At 70.8% G+C, this 16604-nt stretch carries 18 protein-coding genes; 14 read left to right on the top strand and 4 right to left on the bottom strand.

Going from position 1 to position 16604, the window contains the following annotated elements:
* Positions 1-43: 43 nt before the first annotated feature.
* From ACQP0P_RS35575 to ACQP0P_RS35585, 3 genes are all read right to left on the bottom strand, one after another.
* Positions 44-262, bottom strand: a complete 219-nt coding sequence (locus ACQP0P_RS35575; protein WP_433363680.1) for an FmdB family zinc ribbon protein — start codon at positions 260-262, stop codon at positions 44-46.
* A 91-nt stretch (positions 263-353) separates the two neighbouring features.
* The gene (locus ACQP0P_RS35580; RefSeq protein ID WP_433363683.1) at positions 354-1175 is read right to left on the bottom strand and encodes a GNAT family N-acetyltransferase; all 822 of its coding nucleotides are present in this window, start codon (positions 1173-1175) and stop codon (positions 354-356) included.
* Positions 1176-1264: 89 nt separating this feature from the next.
* On the bottom strand, positions 1265-1774 hold the full coding sequence (locus ACQP0P_RS35585) for an HNH endonuclease (protein ID WP_030917850.1): 510 nt from the start codon (positions 1772-1774) through the stop codon (positions 1265-1267).
* Positions 1775-2092: 318 nt separating this feature from the next.
* On the opposite strand from ACQP0P_RS35585, the gene ACQP0P_RS35590 reads away from it, so the two are divergent.
* From ACQP0P_RS35590 to ACQP0P_RS35600, 3 genes are all read left to right on the top strand, one after another.
* Positions 2093-4165 carry a prolyl oligopeptidase family serine peptidase gene (locus tag ACQP0P_RS35590; protein WP_433363687.1) on the top strand — a complete coding sequence of 691 codons (2073 nt, stop codon included), beginning with the start codon at positions 2093-2095 and terminating at the stop codon, positions 4163-4165.
* A 100-nt stretch (positions 4166-4265) separates the two neighbouring features.
* Positions 4266-5072, top strand: a complete 807-nt coding sequence (locus ACQP0P_RS35595) for a helix-turn-helix domain-containing protein (RefSeq protein WP_433363690.1) — start codon at positions 4266-4268, stop codon at positions 5070-5072.
* 74 nt (positions 5073-5146) lie between these two features.
* Positions 5147-5494 carry a VOC family protein gene (locus ACQP0P_RS35600; RefSeq protein WP_433363693.1) on the top strand — a complete coding sequence of 116 codons (348 nt, stop codon included), beginning with the start codon at positions 5147-5149 and terminating at the stop codon, positions 5492-5494.
* Between the two features lie 17 nt (positions 5495-5511).
* Here ACQP0P_RS35600 and hypF read toward each other — a convergent pair whose 3' ends face one another.
* Positions 5512-7818: a carbamoyltransferase HypF gene (gene hypF / locus ACQP0P_RS35605; protein WP_433363696.1), complete on the bottom strand. Its 2307-nt coding sequence runs from the start codon at positions 7816-7818 to the stop codon at positions 5512-5514.
* Between the two features lie 169 nt (positions 7819-7987).
* Here hypF and ACQP0P_RS35610 point away from each other — a divergent pair, with 169 nt between their 5' ends.
* The 11 genes from ACQP0P_RS35610 (at position 7988) to ACQP0P_RS35660 (ending at position 16594) form a co-directional block, all read left to right on the top strand.
* Positions 7988-8659, top strand: coding sequence for a D-sedoheptulose-7-phosphate isomerase (locus ACQP0P_RS35610; protein ID WP_433363699.1), 672 nt, complete (start codon positions 7988-7990; stop codon positions 8657-8659).
* Positions 8656-8904 (top strand): HypC/HybG/HupF family hydrogenase formation chaperone, encoded by a 249-nt coding sequence (locus ACQP0P_RS35615; protein WP_030917862.1) that lies wholly within the window; start codon positions 8656-8658, stop codon positions 8902-8904. The genes ACQP0P_RS35610 and ACQP0P_RS35615 overlap by 4 nt, the downstream gene beginning before the upstream one ends.
* Positions 8891-9634, top strand: a complete 744-nt coding sequence (locus tag ACQP0P_RS35620; RefSeq protein WP_433363703.1) for a D-sedoheptulose-7-phosphate isomerase — start codon at positions 8891-8893, stop codon at positions 9632-9634. The genes ACQP0P_RS35615 and ACQP0P_RS35620 overlap by 14 nt, the downstream gene beginning before the upstream one ends.
* Positions 9635-9699: 65 nt before the next feature.
* On the top strand, positions 9700-10776 hold the full coding sequence (locus ACQP0P_RS35625; RefSeq protein ID WP_433363706.1) for a hydrogenase expression protein HypE: 1077 nt from the start codon (positions 9700-9702) through the stop codon (positions 10774-10776).
* 1 nt (position 10777) lies between these two features.
* Positions 10778-12559, top strand: a complete 1782-nt coding sequence (locus ACQP0P_RS35630; protein ID WP_433363708.1) for a nickel-dependent hydrogenase large subunit — start codon at positions 10778-10780, stop codon at positions 12557-12559.
* A gap of 57 nt (positions 12560-12616) precedes the next feature.
* Positions 12617-13249: a NifU family protein gene (locus ACQP0P_RS35635; protein ID WP_433363711.1), complete on the top strand. Its 633-nt coding sequence runs from the start codon at positions 12617-12619 to the stop codon at positions 13247-13249.
* A complete protein-coding gene (locus tag ACQP0P_RS35640) occupies positions 13246-13917 on the top strand; it encodes a DUF5947 family protein (RefSeq protein ID WP_433363714.1) in 672 nt (223 codons plus the stop codon). Before ACQP0P_RS35635 ends, ACQP0P_RS35640 begins: the two co-directional genes overlap by 4 nt.
* The gene (locus tag ACQP0P_RS35645; RefSeq protein ID WP_433363717.1) at positions 13910-14542 is read left to right on the top strand and encodes a DUF6084 family protein; all 633 of its coding nucleotides are present in this window, start codon (positions 13910-13912) and stop codon (positions 14540-14542) included. Before ACQP0P_RS35640 ends, ACQP0P_RS35645 begins: the two co-directional genes overlap by 8 nt.
* Positions 14539-15996 (top strand): hypothetical protein, encoded by a 1458-nt coding sequence (locus tag ACQP0P_RS35650; protein WP_433363720.1) that lies wholly within the window; start codon positions 14539-14541, stop codon positions 15994-15996. Before ACQP0P_RS35645 ends, ACQP0P_RS35650 begins: the two co-directional genes overlap by 4 nt.
* The gene (locus tag ACQP0P_RS35655; protein ID WP_433363723.1) at positions 15993-16496 is read left to right on the top strand and encodes a hydrogenase maturation protease; all 504 of its coding nucleotides are present in this window, start codon (positions 15993-15995) and stop codon (positions 16494-16496) included. The genes ACQP0P_RS35650 and ACQP0P_RS35655 overlap by 4 nt, the downstream gene beginning before the upstream one ends.
* Positions 16490-16594 (top strand): DUF6893 family small protein, encoded by a 105-nt coding sequence (locus ACQP0P_RS35660; protein ID WP_433363726.1) that lies wholly within the window; start codon positions 16490-16492, stop codon positions 16592-16594. Before ACQP0P_RS35655 ends, ACQP0P_RS35660 begins: the two co-directional genes overlap by 7 nt.
* Positions 16595-16604: the final 10 nt, after the last annotated feature.

Below are 16604 nucleotides of genomic sequence, written 5' to 3' on the forward strand. Positions count from 1 at the left end.
CGGGCCGGTCCGGGCCGGTCCGGGTGGCAGACTCCCGATGTGGTCAGCCGCAGCAACCGCCGCCGCAACACCCGCCACCGCCGGAGGGCCGGGGCGCGGCCGAGGGACTCGCGGAGCCGCCGGTCACCGCGACGGTGGACAGCAACTTGACCGTGTCGTCGTGGCCGTCGGGGCAGAGCGCCGGCTCACCGGAGCGTGCCATCGGACGGGAGATCTCAAAGGTGGACCCGCAGGCGCGGCAGCGGAAGTCGTATCGGGGCATGACCCCAAGGTTACCCGGCTCGCTCGCCGAACACCCGTGCCGCCGACGTCCTGCCTCTTCGCGCGAGGCCTCCCCGGGCGGGCGGGAAAGGTCAGCCGAAGGTGATGGAGGCGTAGTCGGCCACCGGCCGGTAACCGATCGCCTGGTAGATCGAGTTGGACGTGGGGTTGGACAGGTCCGTGAAGAGCAGCACCTCCTCGGCACCCTCGGTGATCATCTTGGCGCTCACGGCATGCGAGAGCGCGGTGCCGTAGCCCTTCCGGCGAAACTCCGCGGGTGTGTAGACGGGGCCGACCCGCGATATTCCGCCGATGGGAGAGGAGGCCCCGGCGAACGCGACGGGCCGCCCGCCCGCCTCCCACACGACCAGTTCCCGCCTGGCGATCCGGCTGGCCACCAGCGGGGTCAGGTCGACGGGGCCGACGGCCTCGGCCTCGGCCTGGAACTCCTCGCCCCACCGGACCAGGAGATCGAGGTCGTCGGCGACGGCCACGCGCGAGGCCCCTTGCGGAGCGGGGTCCGGGCCGAGCAGCACGCCGAGCCGGTAAAGGCGTTCCGCGCGGCGCTTGACCTCGGGCCGCCACCAGGAGGCGGCGAACGCCTCGGCCAGCGGGAGCGGCCCGGTCACGCCGGGGATCGCCCGCTCCTTCTCGATCAGGTCGGTGGCGAGATCGAGCACGGTGTCGGCGGGGATATCGGGGAGCAGCAGGGGGTGCGGAGGCGTCTGGATCGCGGTCGCCACGATCCGGTCGTCGCGCTCCAGCCTGCCCAGCAGCACGTCATCGCCCCACAGACCGCTCCGTATGGCGCGCAGGACCGTGAGAGGGACGGTATTGCGGACCGGATCCCGCAGCAGCCACGGCTCCGCCATCCCCGCGTACGCCTCGATGTCGGAGGTGAAGGTCCATGTCATGACCATGATTGTGCCTATCGGGGATCACCGGCGCCAACGGGCATGCCGCCGTGCTCGCGCCGTGCGGCGCGAGCACGGCGGCCCCGCTCTCAGGCCGCGCTCTCCGCGAGGTAGGGCGCCCACTGGGGATCGCCGACGATGTGCGCGCCGATCAACCGCCAGTGGACGCCGCGTGGCACCACCGGGGCGACGCTGAGCGTCCACCCCAGTTCCTCCAGCATGCGATCGGCCTTGCGGTGGTTGCACGTCGTGCACGACGCGACGCAGTTCTCCCAGGTGTGGGGGCCACCTCGCGAGCGCGGGATGACATGGTCGATGGTCTCGGCCCGCTGGCCGCAGTAGGCGCATCGGTAGTCGTCCCGACGCATCAACGCGGTTCGGGTCAGCGGAATCCGCGACCGGTAGGGAATCCGGACATATCTTCGAAGCCTGATCACCGAAGGAACGTCGAGCGTGCGGCTCGCCGAGCGGAACACGGCGCCCCGCCCGTCGCGGTGCACGACGTCCGCCTTCTCCCTGAGCACGAGCACGACGGCCCGGTGCAGGGACAGGGTGGTCAGGGGTTCGTAGGTGGCGTTCAAGAGCAGGACCTGGCGCATCAGCGGGCCTCTCCCGCCGCAGGACGTGTCAGTTGAGGGGGCACGCCACCGCGTGCCCCGGCTGGCGGCCCCTCCTGGGGCCCGGGTGCTTCCGTCACGAGGACCTCCGCCGGACGGCCCAGCGGATGCTCACCACGGCACCGTCCTTCACCAAGTTTGGCTTCTGCGTCGCGGTTCCCGCCACCCATAAATGACTGGAGAGAAACCTGATACGTTTTATGCCCGCATTACTAGTTCTTAACTCCTCCTGCCGCAGATCAGATACGCCCGTCGCGCAATGCCCGCGTTCTGCCCTGCCGAGGTCGTAGGGTTCCTGCCATGACGCGACAGCCATATCCTCCAGCCAGCCGTGTTGAGCTCGTCGAGGAGCTCCACGGGGTGCCTGTTTCCGACCCCTACCGCTGGCTGGAGGATTCGGACGATCCGGCGACGAAGGACTGGCTGGTGGGGCAGGAGAGGCTGCTGGAGACCGAGCTGGACATCCTCCCCGGGCGCGAGGGTTTCAAGGCGCGGATCACGGAGCTGCTCAGGTCCGGTTCGGTCGGCGCGCCGACGTGGCGCGGAGAGCGGCGGTTCTTCATGAGGCGCACCCCGGAGCAGGAGCACGCCGTGCTCTACACCGTCGATCCCGGCGGCACCGAGCGGGCGCTGCTCGACCCGATGGCGCTCGACTCGACCGGGCTGACCACCCTCGACTCCTGGCAGCCCGACAAGGAGGGCCGCCTGCTCGCCTACCAGGTCTCGGTGGGCGGCGACGAGGAGTCGAGCCTCTACCTGATGGACGTCGCGTTCGGCGACCGCATCGAGGGACCGATCGACCGGTGCCGCTACTCCCCGGTGGCGTGGCTGCCCGGCGGCGAGGCTTTCTACTACGTGCGCAGACTGCCCGCCACCGAGGTGCCCGAGGGGGAGGAGCAGTTCCACCGCCGGGTCTACCTGCACAGGGTCGGCACCTCCACCGAGGAGGATGTCCTGATCTTCGGTGAGGGCCTGGAGAAGACCAACTACTACGGCGTGGCGGTCTCCCGCGACGGCCGCTGGCTGCAGATCTCCGCCTCCCGCGGCACGGCGCCGCGCAACGACCTGTGGGTGGCCGACCTGGAGGCCTCCTCCCCCTCCTCCCCCGACCTGGTCGTCGTCCAGCAGGACGTCGACGCCCAGACGGCCCTGCACTTCGGCCGCGACGGCCGCCTGTACGTCTTCACGGACCGCGACGCCCCGCGCGCCCGGGTCTGCGTGACCGACCCTTCCGACCCTCGGTTCGAGAACTGGCGTGACCTCGTCCCGCAGGACTCCGAGGCCGTGCTGACGGACTTCGCGATCCTCGACGAGCTCGACCGGCCGGTCATGCTCGTCGGCTGGACCCGCCACGCGATCAGCGAGATCTCGGTACACGACCTGGCCACCGGTGAGCGCGTCGGAGATGTACCGACGCCCGGCCTGGGCACCATCGGCGGCATCAGCGAGCGCCCGGAGGGTGGTCACGAGGCGTGGTTCGGCTACACCGACAACACCACGCCGCCGAGCATCCAGCGCTACGACGCCCGCACCGGCGAGACGACGCTCTGGGCCGCCTCCCCCGGTGCCGTCGAGGTGCCCACCGTCAACACCGAGCAGGTGACCTACCGCTCCGCCGACGGCAGCGAGGTCCACATGCTGGTGATCTCCCGCCCCGGCACCGAGGGCCCGCGCCCCACGGTCCTGTACGGCTACGGCGGTTTCGGGCTCTCGATGACCCCCGGCTACTCGGCGTCCATCCTGAGCTGGGTCGAGACGGGCGGCACGTACGCCATCGCCCAGCTGCGTGGCGGCGGTGAGCAGGGTGAGGAGTGGCACCGGGCCGGGATGCTCTCCCACAAGCAGAACGTCTTCGACGACCTGCACGCGGCGGCCGAGTACCTGATCGCCACCGGCGTGACCACATCCTCGCAACTGGCCATCTCCGGCGGCTCGAACGGCGGCCTCCTGGTCGGCGCGGCCCTGACCCAGCGCCCGGAGCTGTACGCCGCGGTGGTCTGCTCGGCGCCGCTGCTCGACATGATCCGCTACGAGCTGTTCGGCCTGGGCGCGACGTGGAACGTCGAGTACGGCTCCGCCGAGAAGCCCGACGAGTTCGCCTGGCTGCACTCCTACTCCCCTTACCACCATGTGCGCGAGGGGGAGTGCTACCCGGCGACCTTGTTCACGGTCTTCCAGTCCGACACCCGGGTCCATCCGCTGCACGCCTGGAAGATGTGCGCGGCCCTGCAGCACGCCCAGGCCTGTGACCGGCCGATCCTGCTCCGCAACGAGATCGAGGCCGGTCACGGGGCCCGTTCGGTGAGCAAGACCATCGAGCTCGCCGCCGACCAGCTGACCTTTCTCGCCTACCACACCGGGCTGACCTCCTGAAAAGCGACCTCCCGAAAAGCGGAGAGGGCACCTCCTGGGGCGTCCTCTCCCAGCACGGCCGCGACGCCGGATTGTCGTGGGCGGCGGTTATGGTCGGGGGGTGGACGACGCAGCGGTGGCCGAGGGCCTGACCTTCGTCGAAGGCGAGCCCGGCGCCTTCCTTCGGCCCTACATCACGCACCTGTCGGCCTATACCGAGCGTTACGCCGAGCCCGTGCCCCGGCGGCAACCGCCGTTCGCCGGCGTTGTGATGATCTTCGGTTTCGGCGCGCCGCTCGCGCTGAACGGGCCGCGGGGGGACCGGCGGCTGGCGTCGTTCGCGGGCGGCCTGCACGACACCTACGTCGACACCACCACGGCCGGAACCGCCGAGGGGGTGCAGGTCAACCTCACGCCGCTCGGAGCCAGACGGCTGCTCGGAGTGCCCCTGCGGGAACTGACCAACCGGGTGGTGTCGCTGGAGGAGGTGCTCGGGCCGTGGGCCACGACCACGGTCGAGCGGTTGGCACAGGCTTCCGGCCGGGCCGCCCGGCTCGTGCTGCTGGACGAGGCGCTCAGCGAGCGGATCGACTCCGCGCCGGTTCCCGACCGCCGCGTCGGCTGGGCGTGGAGCCGCCTGGTCGCCACCCGTGGCGCGGTGTCCGTGGCCTCGATAGCCGCCGAGCTGGGGTGGAGCCACCGGCATCTGGTCTCCCGCTTCCACGACCAGGTCGGGCTGGCGCCGAAGGCCGCGGCCAGGGTACTGCGCTTCGAGCACGCCACCGGCCGGCTGAGGTCCGGCATGTCCCTGGCCGACACCGCGGCCGTCTGTGGCTACTACGACCAGGCCCATATGAACCGCGACTTCAGGGCCATGGCCGGGGTCACCCCCCGCGAGCTGGCCGCGCCGCCGCGCGCCCCCGGATGATCAGGTCAGATTTTTCCAAGCCCGGCCCCTCCTGCCGGTGACATCGTGGTGATCACCGAACAGGAGGAGGAAACATGCGAACCGTGTATCCGCTGGTCCGCTACCACGACCCCGCCAAGGCCGTCGACTGGCTGGTCCAGGCATTCGGATTCGAGGTCCACGAGCTCGTCACGTCCGGCGACGGGGACGTCGGCCATGGTGAGCTGATCGTCGGCACCGGAATGATCATGACTGGTAGAGGCGAGCCCGGCGGCCCGGGGATCTACATCGCCGTGGACGACACCGACGCCCACCACGACAGGGCCGTCGCGGCCGGAGCCGAGGTCACCCTCGAGCCGGCCGACCAGGACTACGGCTCGCGCGATTACGCCTGCAAGGACCCGGAGGGCAACCTCTGGTACTTCGGGACGTACCGGCCCTGACTCCGCGGCGTCCCTCGTCAGGACCCGGGGCAGGGATGGCCCAGGACGTCGCGCGCCGCCGCCACGGCGGCCTGGCCGAAGCTGATGCCGCCGTCGTTGGGGGGTACGGCGCGGTGGGTCAGGACCCGGAAGCCTCCGAGCCCGAGGGCGCCGGCGAGGCCGTCAAGCAACAGGCGGTTCTGGAAGACCCCGCCGGACAGGGCGACCGTGCCGATCCCGGTGCTCTCGCGGATCCTGGCGCACGCCGCGGCGGTGACGGCGGCGAGTCCGTTGTGGAAGCGTGCGGAGACGAGCGCCGGGACCACCCCGGCGCGGGTCTCCTCGACGACCGCACGGACGAGATCCGCGACCTGGATCGTCACGAGCGACCCCTCGTCGAGGATCCGCGCCGGGTAGGCGCCGCCCTCGGCCGGGTCGGCCCGCTGCTCCAGGACGATCGCGGCCTGTCCCTCGTATCCGGCGGTGTCGCGGAGCCCGAGGATCGCCGCCACCGCGTCGAACAGGCGGCCTGCGCTGGAGGTGAGCGGGGAGTTCGTCCCCGCTCTGGCCACGGCGAGCACCTCGTCCCAGCGGGTGCCGTGGCGTGTCCTGACCGGCAGGTCCTCGGGGAGCGCGGCGCCGTACGCCGCGTTCAGGTGGGCTGCCGCCATCCGCCAGGGCTGCCTGATGGCCGCGGTACCGCCGGGCATCGGCACCGGCGCCAGGCGGCCGGCACGGATGAAGCCGACGAGGTCGGCCACCAGGAGCTCGCCACCCCAGATCGTGCCGTCGGTGCCGTAACCGAGACCGTCGAAGGCCACCCCGATGACCGGGCCGCTCTCGGCGTTGTCGGCCAGGCAGGAGGCGATGTGCGCGTGGTGGTGCTGCACCCCGGTCAGGTCCACCGACTCCAGATCGAGGGCGTACTTGGTGGACAGGTACTCGGGGTGGAGGTCATGCGCGACGAGGCCGGGGGTGATGCCGAGCAGGCGCCCGAGGTGTTCGATCCCCTCGGTGAAGGAGCGCAGCGTCTCGTAGTTCTCCAGGTCGCCCAGGTGCTGGGAGACGAAGGCGTACCCCCGCCTCGCGAGGCAGAACGTGCTCTTCAGCTCGGCACCGCAGGCGAGCACGGGCCGCCGGGCGGGCGGTGAGAGCCGCAGTGGCTCCGGGGCGTATCCCCGGGACCTGCGCAGCGGTAACGCCCGCCCTCGCGCGACGAGGACCACGGAGTCGTCCGCACGGATGTGGATCGGCCGGTCGTGGGTCAGGAAGGCGTCCGCGATCCCGGCGAGCCTGACGAGCGCGTCGCCGTCGCGGTGGGCGATGGGCTCATCGGAGAGGTTCCCGCTGGTGAGCACGTACGGCCGGGTGAACTCGGCGGCGAGCAGGTGGTGGACCGGCGTGTACGGCAGCATGAGGCCGAGGGTGCGGTCGCCCGGCGCCACGGCTCCGGCCGGCGCGGTGCCGGAGCGGCGGGGCAGCAGCACGATCGGGCGCCGCGGGCCGGTGAGCAGCCGCTCGCTCTCGTCGTCCAGTTCGCAGAGCGCGTGGGCGGCGCACAGGTCGGGAACCATGATCGCGAACGGTCTGTCCTCGCGGCGCTTGCGAGCGCGGAGGGTCCTGGCGGCCTCCTCGTCCGCCGCGTCGACCGCCAGGTGGTACCCGCCGAGCCCCTTGACCGCCAGGACGCCGCCCGCCCGCAGCACCTCCGCCGCCGCCACGATCGGATCGTCACCGCCGCCGTGGGGAGCGCCGCCGTCCAGCAGGCGCAGAACCGGGCCGCAGGCCGGGCAGCAGATCGGCTGGGCGTGGAACCTGCGGTCCGACGGGTCGAGGTACTCCCTCTCGCACTCCCCGCACATGGCGAATCCGGCCATCGTGGTGGCGGGCCGGTCGTAGGGGAGGTCCCGGATGATGGTGAACCTCGGCCCGCAGTTGGTGCAGTTGACGAAAGGGTGGCGGTATCGCCGGTCGGCGGGGTCGAACAGCTCGCCCAGGCAGTCATCACATGTCGCGACATCAGGTGAGATAAGAGTGACCCGCTGGTCTCCGTCCCGGCTGGCCGCGATGCGGAATCCGCGCTCTCCACGCGCCGGTATCGCGGTGGCCGTCATGCGGTGGATCACCGCCAGCGGCGGGGCCTGACCTCGCAGGTCCTCCTGGAACCGCGCGACGTCGCCGGGCACCCCCTCGGCCTCGATGAAAACGCCGTGGCCGTCGTTGCCCACCCAACCCGACAGCTCCAGCCGCCGGGCCAGGGAATGGACATGGGGGCGGAAGCCCACCCCCTGCACGATCCCCTCGACCCTGATCCTGACGCGGACCCGCGCCCGCCCCGTGCCCATCCCGCCATCCTTCCCGCGCCCGGCGGGAACGCCTCAGGGCTCGCATGATCTGGACGGGAAGGTTACGTCGATGATCAGAGCTTTGCCGTTGGTTGTCGAGCCAAGGGTGTCGGCCCTGAAACGGCCAACCGTAACGTAGCGGCTACCGTGAAAAATACGGAGCGTTGACATGCCTGTCACACCGAGTACCCAACCACCGTCCGCCGTCACCCCGGTCACGGAGGCGGAGGTCATCGCGGCCTTCGCGCGGCGGGAGCACGCCGGGCGCGCCCTGGCGGGAGACGTGGAGCGCATCGCGCGTGCCGCCCGGGCCATGGCCGCCAGGTTCCACCTCGGCGGCAAACTGATCGTTTTCGGCGACGGCGGCGCGGGCTCGGACGCGGCACACATCGCGGTCGAGTTCATGCACCCGGTCATCGTGGGCAAGAGGGCGCTCGCGGCGGTGGCACTGAGCAACGACGCAACGACGGCCGGCCAGGACGGCGAGGACGGCGGGGACGCCGCCGAGGTCTTCGCCCACCAGGTGCGCCACTGGGCGGACGCCTCCGACATCGCCCTGGGAATCTCCCGTGACGACCGGTGCGTGAGCGTCCCGCGAGGCTTGCGGACCGCTGGGGAACTGGGCCTGCTGACCATCGCCCTGACCGGCGGCGCAGACCGTGGGGACGGGCACGGAGGCGAGGTGACCGACCGGGTACCGGCCGACCACGTCCTGGTCGCCGCGTCCGACGACCCTGCCGTGGTCAAGGAGGTCCACGTCACCGCTTACCACCTGCTCTGGGAGCTGGTCCATGTGTTCTTCGACCGGCTCGGCCCACCCGCGCAAGGGGCGTCCAGGTGAACGGGCCCGAGGACTGTACCGCCGGTGTCTGCATCACCTGCTCCGACCAGGCACTGCCGGTGAGGGTGGTCAGGCTGCTGGAGGGGGAGCTGGCGATCGTCGACGCCGGCGGGGTCCTCGAAGAGGTGAGCGTGGCACTGATCGACCCGGTGGTGGGCGACACCGTCCTCGTACACGCCAGGGAGGCCATCGCCGTGATCGCGCACGGGAACGAAGGACGGGGGGACGACGATGAGCACGCTTGACGGAACGCCCGCGGAGGGCACCCGGGGGCTGTACCCCTTCCTCGACGAGTACGAGTACGAGTACGAGTACGCGGACCGGACGCCGGACACGGCGGAGACCGAAACCGAGACCGAGACCGAGGCCAGGCGGTCGGCGGTGGAGAAGACCGGCGAGATCGTGCGGCTGCGCCGGTGGCTGGGTGAGGAGTCGGCGGCGGAGCTGGCGGCGTGCGCCGGGGAGATGGCAGCGAGGTTCGCCTCCGGCGGCAGGCTGTTCAGCTTCGGCAACGGCGGGAGCAGCACCGACGCCCAGGAGGTCGCCACCGCCTTCCTGCACCCCCACCGCGGCCCGGCCCTGCCCGCGCTCTCCCTGACCGGTGACGTCGCCGTGGTCACCGCGCTCTCCAACGACGTCGGGTTCGAGGTGGTCTTCTCCAGGCAGCTCGCGGCGCTTGGCCGGCCGGGGGACATCGCCGTCGGCCTGTCCACGAGTGGCGGCTCCGCCAACGTCGTCCGGGCGTTCGAGGAGGCGGCCCGCCGGAACATGCTCACCGTCGGGCTGGCCGGCGGAGGGGGCGGCAGGCTGACCGAACTGTCCGAGCTGGGCGTTCTGGCCCATCTGTTCGTCGTCCCCTCCTCCTCGGTGCACCGGATCCAGGAGGCACAGACCACCCTTTACCACGTCCTGTGGGAGCTCACCCGGCACGCGCTCGGACCGGCACCGATCCCGCGGGCGCACGACCCCGGCTGAGAGCCGGCGTTCCCCCTCCCCCTTCACGTTCCACAGAAGACATCCACCAGGAGTGGGGAGACGTCATGGCAGCGCCGACAGACGCGGCAAGCAGCAGCTCTCCGGAGCGGCAGGAACCGACCGTCCACATACTGTGGATCAACGCCGGGATGAGTTGTGACGGTGACTCCGTCGCGCTCACCGCGGCGACACAGCCGAGCATCGAGGAGATCGTGCTCGGCGCGCTTCCCGGGCTTCCCAAGGTGGCTGTGCACTGGCCTCTGATCGACTTCGAGTCCGGGCCGATGCAGGGCGCGGACGTCTTCATCGAGTGGTTCTTCAAGGCCGATCGCGGCGAGCTGGATCCGTTCGTGCTGGTCGTCGAGGGCTCGATCCCGAACGAGGCGATCAAGCAGGAGGGTTACTGGTGCGGTTTCGGCAACAACCCCGACACCGGCCAGCCCATGACGACCAGCGAGTGGCTGGACCGGCTCGCCCCCAAGGCGACCGCGATCGTGTGCGCGGGCACCTGCTCGGCCTACGGCGGCATCCACGCGATGGCCGGGAACCCGACGGGGGCGATGGGCGTCGCCGACTACCTGGGCTGGGACTGGAGGTCCAAGGCGGGCCTGCCGATCGTCAACGTGCCCGGCTGCCCGATCCAGCCGGACAACCTCTCCGAGACGCTCCTCTACCTGCTCTACCAGGTCGCCGGGCAGGCGCCGATGATCCCGCTGGACGAGGCGCTGCGGCCGACATGGCTGTTCGGCCAGACCGTCCACGAGGGCTGCGACCGCGGCGGCTACTACGAGCAGGGCCAGTTCGCCACCGAGTACGGCTCGCCGAAGTGCCTGGTGAAGATCGGCTGCTGGGGGCCGGTCGTCCGATGCAACGTCCCCAAGCGCGGCTGGATGAACGGGATCGGCGGCTGCCCGAACGTGGGAGGCATCTGCATCGCCTGCACGATGCCGGGCTTCCCCGACAAGTTCATGCCGTTCATGGACGAGCCTCCCGGCGCCCTCATCTCCTCGACGGTGAGCGGCGCGTACGGGACGGTCATCCGGACCCTGCGCGGCATCACCTCCAAGACCGTCGAGAAGGAACCGAAATGGCGCCACAAAGGGCGCGAGCTGCTGACCGGCTACAAGGCGCCCTGGAGCTGACATGACGACATCGGAGCAGAACCCGGAACTCGTGGAAATGGCCTGGGACCCCATCACCAGGATCGTCGGGAGCCTCGGCATCTACTGCAAGATCGATTTCAAGAACCGGCAGGTCGCCGAGTGCTACAGCACCTCGTCGATCTTCCGCGGCTACAGCATCTTCATGAAGGGCAAGGACCCGCGCGACGCCCACTTCATCACCAGCCGCATCTGCGGGATCTGCGGCGACAACCACGCGACCTGCTCGGTCTACGCGCAGAACATGGCCTACGGGGTGCGGCCCCCGGCCCTGGGCGAGTGGATCGTCAACCTCGGCGAGGCCGCCGAGTACATGTTCGACCACAACATCTACCAGGAGAACCTGGTGGGGGTCGACTACTGCGAGAAGATGGTCCGCGAGACCAACCCCGGCGTGCTGGCGATGGCCGAGCGCACCGAGGCGCCGCACGCGGGCGATCACGGCTACCGGACCATCGCCGACATCATGCGCTCGCTGAACCCGCTGGAGGGCGAGTTCTACCGCGAGGCGCTGGCGGTGAGCCGCACCACCCGGGAGATGTTCTGCCTCATGGAGGGCAGGCACGTGCACCCCTCCACGCTCTACCCCGGCGGGGTCGGCACGGTCGCGACGGTGCAGTTGTTCACCGACTACCTGACCCGGCTGATGCGCTACGTGGAGTTCATGAAGCGGGTCGTGCCCATGCACGACGACCTGTTCGACTTCTTCTACCAGGCGCTGCCCGGCTACGAGGAGGTCGGCCGCAGGCGCGTGCTGCTGGGGTGCTGGGGAAGCTTCCAGGACCCCGCGCACTGCGACTACACCTACCGCAACATGAGCGACTGGGGTCGCGAGATGTTCGTCACACCGGGGGTGATCGTCGACGGCAGGCTCGTCACCAACGACCTGGTCGACATCAATCTCGGCATCCGGATCCTGCTGGGCAGCTCCTACTACGACGACTGGCAGGGGCAGGAGCCGTTCGTCACCCACGATCCGCTGGGCAACCCGGTCGACATCCGGCACCCGTGGAACCAGCACACCATTCCGCACCCACAGAAACGCGACTTCAGCGACAAGTACAGCTGGGTCATGTCGCCTCGCTGGTTCGACGGGGAGAACACGCTCGCGCTCGACACCGGCGGCGGCCCCATCGCCAGGCTCTGGGCGACGGCACTGGCCGGCAAGGTCGACATCGGCTACGTCAGGTCCACCGGTCACAGCGTGGAGATCAACCTGCCGCGGACGGCGCTGAAACCGGAGAAGACGTTCGAGTGGACGATCCCCGAGCACAACGGGCAGCCGCTGTCCAACGCCCTGGAGCGCAACCGGGCCCGCACCTACTTCCAGGCCTACGCGGCGGCGTGCGCGCTGTACTTCGTCGAGCAGGGCCTGGCCGAGGTACGCGCGGGCCGCACCCAGACCTGGACGCCGTTCACGGTTCCCGACGAGACGATCAGCTGCGGCTTCACCGAGGCCGTGCGGGGCGTGCTGTCCCACCACATGGTGATCAGGGACGGGAAGATCGCCAACTACCACCCGTATCCACCGACCCCCTGGAACGCCAGCGTCCGCGACGTACACGGTACGCCGGGACCCTACGAGGACGCGGTGCAGAACACACCGATCTTCGAGGAGAACCCGCCCGCGGACTTCAAGGGCATCGACATCATGCGCACCGTGCGAAGCTTCGACCCGTGCCTGCCGTGCGGGGTGCACATGTACCTCGGCGGCGGCGAGGAGCTCCGCAGGCTGCACACCCCGCACGCCTTCGACACCACCTGATCCAGCGGCCGCCGGGGGGCCGACCGCTCCCCGGCACCGGGAAGGGGGCCTGGGCAGATGCCGCAAGCCCATGACATCCGGGTGACCGGCGATCGCGTCGAGGCGCTGATCGCCGACCTCGGCACGCTGAGCGACGCCGTGACCCGCGCCAAGGCCGAGGACCTGGTACGGGCCCTCGTCGAGCTGTACGGCGCCGGTCTGGAGCGCGTCGTCGAGATCGTCACCGAGACCGAGGCGGCCGAGGTGCTGCGCCGCCTGGTCGGCGACCCGCTCGTGTCCGGCCTGCTGGTGCTGCACGACCTGCACCCGCTGAGCACGGCCGAGCGCGTTCGCGAGGCGCTGGACGGCGTACGGCCCTACCTGGGGTCGCACTCCGGCGGCGTGGAACTGCTCGGCGTTGGTGAGGACGGGATCGTGCGGCTCCGCCTGGAGGGCACCTGCCACGGCTGCCCGTCCTCGCGGCTCACCGTGACCGACGCCATCGAGCGGGCCATCGGCCAGGCCGCTCCCGAGGTGTCCGGGGTGGAGGTCGAGGGGGTGACCGACGACCGCTCGGAACTGTTGCAGATCCAGCGCCGCGCGCCCGGCCCGTGCCCGGTGCCGGAGCGGACGCCGGCGTCGGCGTCGGCGTCGGTGTCGGGGCCGGGGCCGGTGTCGGGGCCGGGGCCGGGGCCGGGGCCGGTGTCGTGACGGCCACCGGACTGCGCAGGTTCCGCGAGCCGCCCAGCAGGGGCGGTCCGCCGGTGCCGCTCTGCGAGCTGTGCGCGGAGCCTGCCGGCGAGGACCACGGCCACGTCGTGAACGTCGAGACCCGGGGACTGCTGTGCGCCTGCCGGGCCTGCCACCTGCTGTTCACCCACGGCACGGGGGGCCGGGCACGCTACCGGGCCATCCCTCGGCGCTACCTTCACGACCCGCGGTTCCCGCTGAGCTCGGCCGACTGGGACGAGATGCAGATCCCGGTCCGCACGGCGTTCTTCTTCCACAACTCCGTACTGGGCAGGACGGTCGCGTTCTACCCGAGCCCGGCGGGCGCCACCGAGTCGCTGCTGCCGCTGGAGACGTGGGAGCGGGTCCTGATGGCCAACCCGGCGATGGCCGACGTCCAGCCCGATGTGGAGGCGCTCCTGGTGGACCGCCGCCCCGACGGCGGCTTCGCCTGCCACCTGGTGCCGATCGACACCTGCTACGAGCTGGTCGGCCTGGTGCGGTCGCACTGGAAGGGCTTCGACGGCGGCCAGGAGGCGCGGGAGGCCGTGGAGGGCTTCTTCGCCGGCCTGCGCGGCCGCAGTCGCACCGTACCGCCCACGCCCGAGGCGTCCGGTACTTCGGTAAGGGGCTGTGACGGCCGTGGCTGAGCTCGCGTTCGACTGCGTGGGCGTCCGGGCGGAGGCGTACGCAGCCTTCCCGACGCTCGTCTTCCGGCTGCGCGTCACTGACCCCTCCCCCGACGGGGTGCACACCATCGCGCTCCGCTGCCAGCTCCGGGTGGAGCCGCAGCTGAGGCGCTACGGCGATGCCGAGGCGGAACTGCTCGGCGACCTGTTCGGTGACCCGGCCCGGTGGGGCGACACGCTGAAGCCCCTGCAGTTCGCCAACGTCTCGGTCATGGTCCCGGCGTTCACCGGAAGTACCGAGATCGACCTGCCGGTGCCCTGCGGCTACGACCTGGAGGTGGCCGCGGGCAGGTACTTCGCCGCGCTGGACGAGGGCGAGATCCCGATGCTCATGCTCTTCAGCGGGACCGTGTTCGCCAGGACGCCGGGCGGCTTCTCGGTGAGCCAGGTGCCCTGGCACCACGAGGCCCGCTGCCGGCTGCCGGTGGCGGTGTGGCGGGAGCTCATGGACCGCTACTTCCCGGATTCCGGGTGGCTGCGGCTGCGGCGCGACACGCTTCGGGAACTCAGCCGCTTCAAGTCCGCCCGCGCCCTGGCCACCTGGGACGAGACCCTGGAACTACTGCTCAAGGAGGCGCGACGATGAGCGTGCCGATGGACATCGCCCGGCGGGTGGCGGACGCGGTGCTGTACGAGGGCTACCTGCTCTATCCCTACCGCGCCTCGGCGGCCAAGAACCAGGTGCGCTGGCAGTTCGGGGTGCTCGTCCCGCCGGGGTTCACCGCGACCGCCGAGCATCCGGCCAGCGTGACCGAATGCCTCCTGGAAGGGGCCACATACGCCGTGGCGCACCTGAGCCTGCGCTTCCTCCACCTCAGAACACGCGGCGTCGAGCGCGCCGAGGACGACGGCTACTGGCCGGTCCAGCAGCTGCGGAACGGCCAGCGGACCTACCTCAGCTTCGACGAGGCGACCGAGCGGGAGGTGGAGACGGTGCTCCCCATCGCCGGTCTGCTCGACGCCCCCGAGCGGGTGATCGAGGTACGGATTCCCGGGGATCGCGTGATCGAGCCGATCGTGGCATCGTCCGGAGAGGTCGTGGGACGCGTCGTCTCCGAACACCTGCCGCTCCACGCCGAGCTCAGGGTCTCCGCCGAACTGGTGCCCGGCCCCTACGACCTGGTCAAGCTGCGCGCCCGGGTGGCGAACACCGACGACTGGAAACCGCTGGGCGCGCCGCGCGAGCAGGCGCTGCGGCACTCGCTGATCTCGGCGCACCTGCTCATCGCGGTGACCGCCGGGGCCTTCGTCTCCCTGCTCGACCCGCCGGAATGGGCACGGCCGGCCGTGGAGACCTGCCGCAACGAGCACACCTGGCCCGTACTCGTGGGCGAGCCCGGCCACCGGGACGTGATGCTCTCCTCGCCGATCATCCTCTACGACCACCCGGACATCGCTCCGGAGAGCCCCGGCACCCTGTTCGACTCCACGGAGATCGACGAGATGCTCCACCTCCGCACGCTCACCCTCACCGACGAGGAGACGCGGGAGGCTCGGGCGACCGACCCCCGGGTGGCCGAGCTCATCGACATGGTCAGCGGCATGCCGCCCGAACTGGTGGAGCGGTTGCACGGCGCGATCCGCTCGGTGGACGCGACCACGGACCTACGGCCCGGCGAGCCTCCGTGGCAGGAGGGGGGCTTCCAGAACCGGCCGGAGGTTCCCACGCCCTGGTGGGACCCCGCGGGCGATGCCACGGTCTCGCCGGAGACCGACAGCGTGACGGTCTGCGGGGTGGCCGTCTCCAGGGGCAGCAGGGTCCGGCTGGTTCCCGGCAGGCGGCGCGCCGACGCCCACGACATGTTCCTGGCCGGCCGGACCGCACACGTCGAGGCGGTGCTCCTCGATCTCGACGGCGCCCACCACCTGGCCGTCACCCTCGACGAGGACCCGGGCGCCGACCTGCACCGATCGCACGGCCGCTTCCTCTACTTCGCCCCCGACGAGGTCGAGCCACTCCCGGACGACCCGCTCACCGGCGGCTCGGCCTCGGGTGAGTCGGCCTCGGAGAGGTCGCCCGACGGGAAGACCGGCGCATGAGGATCCTGGTGGCCGGTGTGGGGAACGTCTTCCTCGGCGACGACGGCTTCGGGGTCGCGGTGGCCAGGCACCTGGCGGACATCGACCTGCCCGACGAGGTCGAGCTGCGGGATTTCGGCATCCGGGGAATCCACCTGGCCTACGAGCTGACCGGCGGCGGGTACGACAGCACGATCCTCATCGACGCGGTGTCCCGCGACGGCCCGCCCGGCACCCTGTACGTCCTCGAACCGACGGCGGGCGAGACGCCGGGCTCCTTCGCCGACGCGCACTCGATGACACCCGAGACCGTGCTGTCGCTGGTGAACACGCTCGGTGGCGGAGCAGGCCGCGTCCTGCTCGTCGGCTGCCAGCCCGCCGACACCTCGCCGGGCATGGAGCTCAGCGCGCCGGTCGCGGACGCCGTCGGCAGGGCGGCGGACCTGGTCGTCGAGCTGGCCGGGCAACAGATCGCGATGGCACTCGCCACCGCGGGTCACGAGGAGGAACGAACATGCTGAAACGCCTTCTGGCCGGGTCGGTGCTGGTGGGAGCGGCCGTACTGCTCTACCTGACATTTCCCGACATCAAGCGCTATATGAGGATGCGCAGCATGTGACACATCCAGC

This window comes from Streptosporangium sp. CA-115845, from assembly GCF_050943795.1.
In the GTDB taxonomy this organism is placed as follows: Bacteria; Actinomycetota; Actinomycetes; order Streptosporangiales; family Streptosporangiaceae; genus Streptosporangium.